Here is a 10,428-nt window from a genome sequence, read left to right on the forward strand (position 1 = left end):
CGGATACGGCATCCAGTTACCCGGTCTTGATATGCCTACCAAGATTTTGACAGCGGTCGATACCGTTCGCAATATCACGAACGGCATGAAGGGAATAATACAAGGTCGGATTAGCGGCGCGTAGCGCCGCGTAATCCGACACAGCAGCACATCAATACGTATTGAGCGCCTTGGCAAACTTCACGATCCACAAGCGGCTTGGACGTTCGCGGTCGTCGCCGCGCGCCACGCGGATGGTGTTGGCGGCGTTGCAACCGGCGGTGCTGCTCGTGACGATGGTGCCGTTCGCATCGACCGTGCACTTGCTCACGTCGGCGCCATCGATTTCCACGCCATTCGCGTCAAAGACCTTGGTTTTCAGGCCGAAGTCATTGTCGTTGGCCAGCGCGATGGTGGAGTCGTCGATCAGGGTCAGGCCCTCGGCCTTTTCCGCCGCCCAGCCGATGGCGTTCAAGTCCAGCAACATGGTTTTCTTCAACGGCGTGACGGCGGTCCAGTCGGCGCCATTGACGGCCGCGCCGCCCATGCTGCTTTTTTCCAGGTCCGACGTCGCCGCGTTGAAGGCGGCGGCCGCAATATCGGTCGCGCCCTTCAGTTCAACCAGCATCAGTTTATTGAACACCTTGCCCGACGGCGCGGCGCCCTGCTCGATGACGAGGAATTTGCCGCCGCCCAGCGCCACCATGTCGCCCAGCTTGGCGTTGCCCGTGCGGCCATCCTGGTAATCGGCCGCATTGAGCGGATACGCATACATCTTGCCGCTGCTGCCCGTCACCGGATCGAATTCGATCCAGCGCGTGAAGCGGGCGAAGCGCTCGACCTGTTCATTCTTCTTCGTCACCGAATATGGTGCGCTGCCATCGGACAAAGGGCTTTGCAGGAACGCATACAGCTTGTCGTTGCTCGTGTCCAGGGTCATGCCTTCCATGCCGCGGTTGGCGCGGCGCTTGGCGAACAGCGCCGGCAAGCCCTTGCCCGGCTCGTACTTGGCCTGGATGATACCGGTGGCCGCATCGATCCTGACGATGAACGGGCCGTATTCGTCGGACACCCACAGCGCGTTGCGCTTGGCATCGACGACGATGGACTCCGAATCGAGACCGCCCGCATTGAAGACAGCCTTGCCAGCCGCGTCGAATTTCATCGCATCCATGACGGGAATCTCGGCCGAATTGCCGACGGCGCCCACTGGCACGGGCAAGCCCGAGCTGTTGACGGTGGCCGACACCTTGATCGGCGTCGACGAACTCAGGATGGCGCCGTTCTTGCCCACCGTGAGCACGCCAAACGAGGGCGTGAAGCTCGGCGACGGGAATATCTTGCTGCCGATCGTGCCCTTGCCCGATGGATCGGGGACCAGCGGGCCGTCGCCGTTCGGGCCGCGGTCCGTCAAGCCATAGAATTCCAGGTCGCCGTTGGCGTTCTTGCCCTTGTAGGCCAGGCCCGAACCGTACGATGGCAAAAAGCCGTTCGGGAATTCGCCCTTGATCTTGGCGTTCGCGCCTTCGTACGGCACGTAGAACTTGCTGTCCGCCTGGATCTGGTAGCGCGTCACCGTCACTTTGACTTCGCCGACCGGGTTGGCTTGGGTCAGCGCCTCGTTGACGGGCGCGCCCGCTTTCGAGGCCAGGGTATCTTCGAAATGCTCGCGCGCGAGGGCGCGGCGTTCCGCATCGACCGTGCGGCCGGCAAATTTCGCGCCCACGGCCGCCAGATGCGCGGACAGGGCCGCGTTGAAGACGGCCGGGACGGCGGCAAAGTCTAGGGTCTTGCCGGCCAGCGCGGCCTTCACTTCCGCCGTCAATTTGATGCCGTTCGACGGATCGCTGTCTTCATCGAGCAGTTGCAGTGCCAGCAGGCGGTTGACGACCTTGTCGTCCGCCACGTTGGTGCTGGCGGCCAGCGCCAGCGGCGTGACGACGGCGCCGCATGGGGCCGAGCCCAGGGCCAGGCCGCCCACGCTGAAGGCCACCGTGTCGCCCGGGTTGCAAATGAACTCGCCCTTGGCATTGGTGCTGGCCTTGGCCGCGCTGCCGGCCACGTAATCGAGTCCTTCCACCGCGCCGTCGAGGAACACGCCCGTCTGCGCCACGGGCTTGGCCTGCTCATTGTGGCTGTCGCTGCCGCCACAGGCGGCCAGGGCCAGGCCGGCGGCGATGGCCAGCAGGGTCAGTTTCGGGGTGGACGTTACGGCAGTCTTCATGCATTCCTCGGCTAGGGTGGGATTGAAGCCGTGGAGGATAACTGTTCAAAGTGACAAGCCCATGACAGCCATTACGGTGGTGGCGTATCCGCAACAGGCCCGCCGATACCGCCAAAGCGCCCATCGGCCTGGCGCCGGAATTCCTTGGGCGTGACGCCCTTCACCTGCAAAAAGCGGCGGTTGAAGTTGGCCACGTTCTGGAAACCCACGTCGTAGCAGACATTCGATACGTATTGATCCGTGTCCATCAGCAGCTGGCAAGCCTTGTTGATGCGCAGGCGGTTCATGAAATCCGTGAAGCTGTTGCCCGTCGCCTTGCGGAAGAAGCGCGAGAATTTACTCAGCGACATGCCCACCTGCTCGGCCAGCATTTCCGCCGAAATCGGCTCCCGGTAATTGTCCGTGATGTAGTTGAGGACGGAATTGACCTTGGCCAGGGTGGCGTCATCGTCGTAGGAACGCAGGGAGGCGCTCGACAGCAAGCGGTAGTTGGCCGTGCGCGCCAGCTTGCTCATTAATTGCACGAATTCGGCAAAGCGCTCGGCGCCGTGCGTGGCGCGGATGCGCGCCAGGTGCTGTTCGGCCTCGTGGCCCATGTCGAAAAACTCCACGCCATAGCTGGAGCGCTCGAGCAGCGGCAGCAGCTCGCGCAATTCGGGAATGACGCGCGCGGCGCCAGCCAGCGGCGCATGGGCGAATTGCACGATCATGTCGCGCAGGGCCACGCCGCCTTCCGGCATCACGTTGGATATCCAGTTGTGCGGCAGGCGCGGCCCCGTCAGCACCAGATGGCCCGGTGAAAACTCGCCGATATAGTCGCCCACGAACAAGCGCCCGCTGGTGGCGACGATCAGGTGCAGCTCATACTCTTCATGGCAATGCCAGCGCACGCGCGAGCTGGGATAGCCATGTTCCAGGTAATTGATGATGCCGTCGTAGCTTTCGCGTTCCAGTTCGGGCGCCTTGCGCTCGCTGTCCTTCTGCCATCGGTATTCCATGCTCGTCTCTCCCAGGCTGTCCCCGCCTGTGCCATCCAATGTACCTCAAAAAGCGTCACTCGCCAAAGCGGCCCAGCGCCTGCTGGCGAAATTCCTTCGGCGTCATGCCCTTCAATTCCAGGAATCGCCGGTTGAAGTTGGCCACGTTATTGAACCCCGCCTCGTAGCAGATGTTGCTGACGTAGCGCTCCGTCTCCATCAGCAGCTGGCACGCCTTGTTGATGCGCAGGCGGTTGACGAAGTCCGTGAAGCTGTTGCCCGTGGCGTGGCGAAAGAAGCGCGAAAACGTCCGCTCGGGCATGTCCACCTGCTCGGCCAGCTGCTTCAGCGAGAACTGGCTGCTGTAATTGTGCACGATGTAATTGATGGCGGAACTGATGCGCGCCAGCGCCGCGTCGTCGTCGCTCGACTGCATCGGCACAGTCGACAGCAGCTGGTAGTCGCTGGTCTGCGCCAGCTCGCCCAGCAGGGTCAGAAATTCGATGAAGCGCGGCAGGCCGCTGCTGTCGCGGATACGCCGGAAGCGCCGCAGCGATTGCTCGCTGACGCCAAAGAATTCCACGCCATGCAGGGCCCGTTGCAGCAGCGGAAAAATATCCTTCAGCTCGGGAATGGCGGCGGCCATCGACGCCAGCGGCGCATGCGAAAACTGGACCACCATGTCGCGCAAGACCACGCCTTCGGGCGGCGTGTCGAGCGAGACCCAGTTGTGCGGCACGCGCGGCCCCGTCAGCACCAGGTGGCCGGGCGTGAACTGGCCGATGTAGTCGCCGACGAAGACCTTGCCGCTGCTCTCGACGATCAGGTGCAGTTCATACTCGTCGTGGTAATGCCAGCGCACCAGCGCATTCGGAAAGCCGTGCTCGAGGTAGCGGATGAAGCCGAAACTGCCTTTCGGCTCGAAGCCGGGCGTGGCGTCGCGCTGCTGTTCCAGCTCCATCTGCGGCAAGCAAGCGTCGGCTTTGCGTGGCATGGTGCGCCCTCCCCGTCAAGCCACGATCTGTTCCAGTGCCCCGCGCGCGCCCAGCCCATACAGGCTGGCCAGCGCTTGCGCCACCGCCTGCGTGAACGCTGGCGTGTCGCTCAAGTCGCCGAACAGTTCGCGCAGGGACAGCAGCGCCGCAGCGTCCGCCCCGCCCTGCAGCGCCAGCGCGCGCAGGCGCACCGCATACGGGTCGTTCAAGGGCATCTCGCGCCCCTGCTCGTCATGGCCCTCCAGGTAGCGGAACCAGCAGGCCACGGTAAACGCCAGCAGCTTGATGGCGCCCCCCTGCGCCAGCGCTTCGCGCACGGACGGCAGCACGAATTTCGGGATGCGCGCGGAACCTTCCGTGCCGATGCGCGCCAGCTGATCGCGCACGGCCGGATTCGAGAAGCGCCTGATCAGGGTAGCCTTGTACCGTTCAAGGTCGATGCCTTCCACTTCATCCAGCAAAGGCGTGACCTCGTCATCCATCATGCGCCGCACGAGCGCGCGGATGCCAGGATCGTTCATCGCTTCGTGCGCAAACGTGTAACCGAGCTGCATGCCGATGTAGCACAGGGCCTGGTGGCTGGCATTCAAGAGGCGCAGCTTCATCTTTTCATACGGCAGCACGTCGTGCGTCATCTGTGCCCCCACCTTTTCCCAGGCCGGCCGGCCCTGCGGGAACTCGTCTTCGATGACCCACTGGCGGAACGGCTCGCACACGACGGGCCAGGCGTCGATGATACCGAAGCTGTCGCGCACGAGCGCCCGGTGTTCATCGGTGGTGGCCGGCGTGATGCGGTCGACCATGCTGTTGGGGAAGCTGCCATCACTGGCCAGCCAGCGCGCCAGCTCGAGGTCGCGCAGGGCGACAAAGGCCAGCAGCATCTTGCGCGTGACGTCGCCATTGTTTTGCAGGTTATCGCAGGACATGATGGTAAACGGCGCCAGTCCCCGCTGGTGGCGCAGGGCCAGCGCCGCGGCCAGGTAGCCGAACGAGCAGCGCGGCGCTTCGGGATGCGCCAGTTCATGCACGATGTCGGGGTGTTGAGCATCGAATTCGCCCGTGCCCTGGTTCACATAGTAGCCGCCCTCGGTGATGGTCAGCGCGACGATGCGCGTGCCGGGGTCGGCCAGCTTTTCCAGCACGGCTTGCGGGTCGTCGGGCGCATACAGGTATTCGCCGATGCAGCCGATGATGCGCGCGCGATCGCCGGCCGCGCTGCGCTCGACCACCGTGTACAAGCCATCCTGCACCCGCATGGCGTCGCGCATGGCCGCATCAATCGCCAGCAAGCCCACGCCGCAGTAGCCCCATTCCACGTTGCCGGGCAAGGCCAGCAAATCGTCGAGGTAGACGGCCTGGTGGGCGCGGAAAAAACCGCCCACGCCGATATGCACGATGCTGGGCACGAGCGTCTCGCGCACGTACGCGGGCACGGCCACGTTCCCTGCCAGCTTGGCCAGGTTCGCCTGTTTCAGTTCAATGGCGCTCATTTCAAACTCCCTTGGCGGCGGCATAGGTCTTGCCGGCGCGGTCAAAATAATGGACGAAGCCCGGCTCGAACGTCAGATGCGTCTGCTGGCCCGGCTGCAGGCTGCTGCGCTCGGCGCCGCGCGAGACCACCTGCACATTGTTCGGCAAGCGCACATAGGTGAGGGTTTCCACACCCAAGGACTCCACCAGGTCGACGGTGACGGGCACGCTGCCCGGCTGCGCCGCGCCCAGGTGCACGTGCTCGGGGCGGATGCCGACAAAGCCGTCCGCCTGCGCCGCGCTGCCCGCTTGCGCCAGCAGCTGCGGCGCCGCATCGGCCGGCACCACGTTCATGCTGGGCGTGCCGATGAATTGCGCGACAAAGCGGTTGGCGGGACGGTCATACAGTTCCAATGGCGAGCCATGCTGCTCGATCTGCCCGTCGCGCAGCACCACGACCCTGTCGGCGAGGGTCATCGCTTCCACCTGGTCATGCGTGACATAAATGGTGGTGGCGCCCAGTTCGCGGTGCAGCTTGGCGATCTCGATGCGCGTCTGCACGCGCAGGGCCGCGTCGAGGTTCGACAGCGGCTCATCGAACAGGAACACTTTCGGATCGCGCACGATGGCGCGGCCGATGGCCACCCGCTGGCGCTGGCCGCCCGACAGTTCCTTCGGCGTGCGCTCCAGGTATTTACCCAGGTCGAGGATGGCGGCCGCCTTGTCGACTTTCTCGCGGATGATGGCGGGATCGACGCCGGCCAGTTTCAGCGCGAACGACATGTTCTGGAACACCGTCATGTGCGGATACAGCGCATACGATTGAAAGACCATCGCCAAGTCGCGCTTGGACGATGGCAGGGCCGTGATGTCGCGCCCGTCGAGCGACAGCTTGCCGCCGTCGATCGGTTCCAGGCCCGCGATCAGGCGCAGCAGGGTGGACTTGCCGCAGCCGGACGGCCCGACGAAGACGACGAACTCTCCCTGTTGGATTTCCAGATCGATGCCCTTGATGGCGCGGTGCTCGCCAAAGAATTTTTCGATATTGCTCAGTTGAAGGTAAGTCATGATGTGTGTCTCTATTCTGTAGTTTATTTGACTGCGCCGAAAGTCATCCCCTGCACTAACTGCTTCTGGCAGAACCAGCCCAGCGCCATGATGGGCGCAATCGCCATCAGCGACGCGGCCGACAATTTTGCCCAGAACAGGCCTTCCGGGCTGGAATACGAGGCGATGAGCCAGGCCAGGGTGCCTGCGTTGGACGCGCCCAGGTTCAGCGACCAGAACGATTCATTCCACGACCACACCATGCAGACCAGCGCCGTGGAAGCGATGCCGCCCACGGACAGGGGCAGCACGACGTGGCGGAATTCATCCCACACGGTGGCGCCATCCATGCGCGACGCTTCGAGGATTTCGCGCGGCAGCTCCTTCATGCTCGTGTACAGCAGCCAGATCATGATGGGCAAATTCATCAGCATGAACATGATGGTCAGGCCGATACGCGTATCGAGCAGGCCGAAGTACTGGTAGCAGATATAGATCGGCATCAGGGCGCCCACGCCGGGCATGTAGCGCGAACTGAGCATGAATTTCAGCAAGCCGATGGTGCCGCCCGTGGGAAAGAAGGCCATCGAATACGCGGCCGGGATGGCGATCAAGAGGCCAATGGCCGTCGAGAGCACGCTGGTAAACAGCGAGTTCCACGCGTAGCCGAAGTAGTTGTCGCGCGCCAGCACTTCGCGGAAGCTGTCAAACGTGGGCGTGAAGAACAGCAGCGGCGGCGTGGAAATGGCTTGCCCTTCCGTCTTGAAGGCCATCAGGCCCAGCCAGAAGATGGGAAAGAACAGCAGCAACGCGAACAGCCAGGCCGCGGCCGTGCGACCATACAAATTGAGTTTGCTATGCATCAGGGTCTCCTTATTTCGACAGATTCTTGCCGATGACGCGCATCAGGAAGAAGGCGGCGATGTTGGCGATGAGCACGGCGAACAGGGCGCCGGCCGAGGCCGCTCCCACGTCATACGACAGCAGCGCCTGCTGATAGATCATGAAGGTGATGGTGGTCGTGTCGAAGCCGGGACCGCCGCCCGTCGTCGTAAAGATTTCCGCAAAAATCGACAGCAGGAAAATCATTTCGATCATCAGCACCACCGAGACGGCGCGGCCCAGGTGGGGAATGTAGAGGTAGCGCAACTGCTGCAGATACGTGGCGCCATCCATGCGCGCCGCTTCCAGCTGTTCGCGGTCCATCGATTGCAGGGCCGTCATGAAGATCAGGCAGGCAAACGGCAGCCATTGCCACGAGACCATCATGATGATGGAAAACAGGGGGTGGGCCGACAGCCAGTCGACGGGCGTGGCGCCAAAGAACAGACTGATTTGCGCGAACAGGCCGTAGATCGGATTGAGCAGCATGTTCTTCCACATCAGGGCATTCACGGCCGGCATGATGAGGAAAGGCGAAATCAGGAGCACGCGCACGATGGCGCGCCCCGGGAACGCTTCATTGATCAGCAGCCCCAGCGCCGTGCCCAGCACCACCGTGACCAGCATGACGGAAAACAGCAGGATAAACGTGTTCTGCAAGGCCGGCAGGAATGAGGCATCGGTAAAGAAAAAGTGGAAATTGGCCAGGCCATGGAAAGGATGGCCGCTCGGATCGAGCATGGAATAGCGCACGAACGCGTAGTACAAGGTGATCAGCAGCGGGATCACGGAAATGACGGAGACGGCGACCACGGCCGGCGTCAGCAAAGTCCGGGGGATAATGCGTTTCATAATGTTCTCTTGGGGCAAGGGGAAACAATCGCCGGCAGAAATCTGGGGTCAGACCCGGCGGGTCTGACCCCGGCTTTTCAGCTAGTGGATTAATAGCAATGCCAGTTATTAACCGGCATACGTGCTATTTGTAATACCCACCTTTACGCATCTCCCGCTCCGCCGTCTGCTGCGACAACTCCAGCGCCTGGTCCACCGTCACCTTGCCCAGCAGCGCTGCCGCCATCTGCTGGCCGGCCGCCACGCCGATTACCTGGAATTCGGGAATCGATGCGAATTGCACGCCTACATAAGGCGATGGCGGCAAGGTGCTTTGCACGGCGCGCGTGGTGGCCAGGGCCTTGCCTTCGGCGGCGGCAAATTTCGCCACTTTCTGGAACTCGGGGCTCGCATACGTCGACTTGCGCGTGCCCGTCGGCACGTTGGCCCAGCTCGTTTCTTTGGCCACCAGTTTCACGTAATCGGGCGAGGTGGCCCAGTTGATGAAGCGCTGCGCTTCATTCGGGTGCTTCGAGCTCGAGGGAATCGCCAGCGACCAGATCCACAGCCAGTTGGCGCCCCGCTCCGTCACGCCGACGGGCGACTGGGCAAACGCCACCTTGTCGGCCACCTTGCTTTGCTTGGGATCCGTGATGAACGAGGCGGCGATCGTCGCGTCGATCCAGATGCCGCACTTGCCCTGGTTGAACAGCGCCAGGTTTTCATTGAAGCTGTTGGCGGCCGCGCCCGGCGGGCCGTATTTCTTCATCAGGTCGACATACATGTTGACCGCGTCCTTCCACGGCTTGCTGGTAAATTGCGGCTTCCATTTCATGTCGAACAGCTGGCCGCCGTAGGAATTGGCCATGGTGGTGATCAGCGCCATGTTGTCGCCCCAGCCCGGCTTGCCGCGCAGGCAGATGCCGTACACGCCGTTGGCCGGATCGTGCAGCTTGGCCGCCACGTCGCGCAACTGGTTCCAGGACGGGCGATCCTCGATCGTCACGCCCGCTTTTTTCACCAGGTCGCTGCGGTACATGATCATCGAGCTTTCGCCATAGAACGGCGACGCGTACAGCTTGCCGTCGCCGGACAGGCCTTCGCGGATGGCGGGCAGCAAGTCGTCGATATCGTATTTGGCGTCCGGCTTGATGGGAATCAGCCAGTTTTTCTTGCCCCAGATGGGGGTTTCATACAGGCCGATGGTCATCACGTCGAACTGGCCGCCCTTGGTGGCGATATCGGTGGTCATGCGCTGGCGCAAGACGCCCTCTTCCAGGGTCACCCATTTGAGCTTGATGTCGGGATTGGCTTGCTCGAAGAACTTGCCGAGCTTTTGCATTTCGATCATGTGGCCGTTGTTGACGGTGGCGATGACCAGGTCGGTGGCGGCAAAAGCGGACGAGCTGAGGCAGCCGGCGATCAGCGCGGCAATGGCGGAACGTTTCATTGTGTGTCTCCAGTGTTTTTTGTCGTTGGCAATGCCCGATTACTTGGCACCACGACCACAATGTAGCACCGGACTTTGATACTTTCTGATACTCCAAAACCGCAATTCGATACTCTTTTGCAAGCCCATCATGCGCAAGAGTATCGATATGTAGCAAAAACAACACTCTGAAAGAAAGTATCAGTACTTGCACGTTTTGTATCAGGGTGGTTAAAAAAGCGCTGCTAGACTTGGTTTTCGGCATTAGACCGTGTGCGGTGACCACCTTCCGGGGCGCCACCGCTACCACCAACATTCTTCTGGAGACCGCATGAATCGCACTGCATTGAAAACTTTACCTGCCCTGCTCCTGGCCATCGCCAGCGCTTCCGCCATGGCCGACCCCATGTACCCAAGCGACGCCGAAGGCTTCCACGGCTACCTGCGCGCTGGCGCCGGCAGCAATACCTCGGGCGACGGCGGTTCGCAAGGCTGCTTCGGCCTGGGTGGCAACACCATGAAATATCGTCTGGGCAATGAGTGCGACGCCTACACGGAATTCGGCTACACCAAATCCGTCGCCAAGTCCGGCGG

9 protein-coding genes are annotated in these 10,428 nt (G+C 62.2%); 1 reads left to right on the top strand and 8 read right to left on the bottom strand.

The genetic code is table 11. The features are described 5' to 3' along the window. Positions 1–151: 151 nt before the first annotated feature. The 8 genes from ACQ4WO_RS27950 to ACQ4WO_RS27985 all read right to left on the bottom strand — a co-directional run bounded on the left by ACQ4WO_RS27950 (position 152) and on the right by ACQ4WO_RS27985 (position 9,855). Positions 152–2,203 (bottom strand): esterase-like activity of phytase family protein, encoded by a 2,052-nt coding sequence (locus ACQ4WO_RS27950; protein ID WP_436484125.1) that lies wholly within the window; start codon positions 2,201–2,203, stop codon positions 152–154. Between the two features lie 71 nt (positions 2,204–2,274). After that, positions 2,275–3,201 carry a helix-turn-helix domain-containing protein gene (locus ACQ4WO_RS27955; protein ID WP_051991963.1) on the bottom strand — a complete coding sequence of 309 codons (927 nt, stop codon included), beginning with the start codon at positions 3,199–3,201 and terminating at the stop codon, positions 2,275–2,277. Positions 3,202–3,256: 55 nt separating this feature from the next. Further along, on the bottom strand, positions 3,257–4,174 hold the full coding sequence (locus ACQ4WO_RS27960; RefSeq protein ID WP_436484126.1) for a helix-turn-helix domain-containing protein: 918 nt from the start codon (positions 4,172–4,174) through the stop codon (positions 3,257–3,259). A 15-nt stretch (positions 4,175–4,189) separates the two neighbouring features. Next, positions 4,190–5,665 carry a mannitol dehydrogenase family protein gene (locus tag ACQ4WO_RS27965; protein ID WP_436484127.1) on the bottom strand — a complete coding sequence of 492 codons (1,476 nt, stop codon included), beginning with the start codon at positions 5,663–5,665 and terminating at the stop codon, positions 4,190–4,192. A gap of 1 nt (position 5,666) precedes the next feature. Next, a complete protein-coding gene (locus ACQ4WO_RS27970) occupies positions 5,667–6,713 on the bottom strand; it encodes an ABC transporter ATP-binding protein (RefSeq protein ID WP_436484128.1) in 1,047 nt (348 codons plus the stop codon). Between the two features lie 23 nt (positions 6,714–6,736). Further along, the gene (locus tag ACQ4WO_RS27975; RefSeq protein WP_436484129.1) at positions 6,737–7,555 is read right to left on the bottom strand and encodes a carbohydrate ABC transporter permease; all 819 of its coding nucleotides are present in this window, start codon (positions 7,553–7,555) and stop codon (positions 6,737–6,739) included. 10 nt (positions 7,556–7,565) lie between these two features. After that, positions 7,566–8,426: a carbohydrate ABC transporter permease gene (locus ACQ4WO_RS27980; RefSeq protein WP_139090995.1), complete on the bottom strand. Its 861-nt coding sequence runs from the start codon at positions 8,424–8,426 to the stop codon at positions 7,566–7,568. Positions 8,427–8,550: 124 nt separating this feature from the next. Then, entirely contained in the window at positions 8,551–9,855 is a 1,305-nt protein-coding gene (locus ACQ4WO_RS27985; protein ID WP_436484130.1) for an ABC transporter substrate-binding protein, read from the bottom strand. 310 nt (positions 9,856–10,165) lie between these two features. Here ACQ4WO_RS27985 and ACQ4WO_RS27990 point away from each other — a divergent pair. Continuing rightward, positions 10,166–10,428: carbohydrate porin (locus ACQ4WO_RS27990; RefSeq protein ID WP_436484131.1), on the top strand; the 263-nt coding region annotated here is incomplete at its 3' end.

Origin of the sequence: Janthinobacterium aestuarii (assembly GCF_051380835.1) — a bacterium.
GTDB classification, from domain to species: Bacteria; Pseudomonadota; Gammaproteobacteria; order Burkholderiales; family Burkholderiaceae_D; genus Janthinobacterium; species Janthinobacterium aestuarii.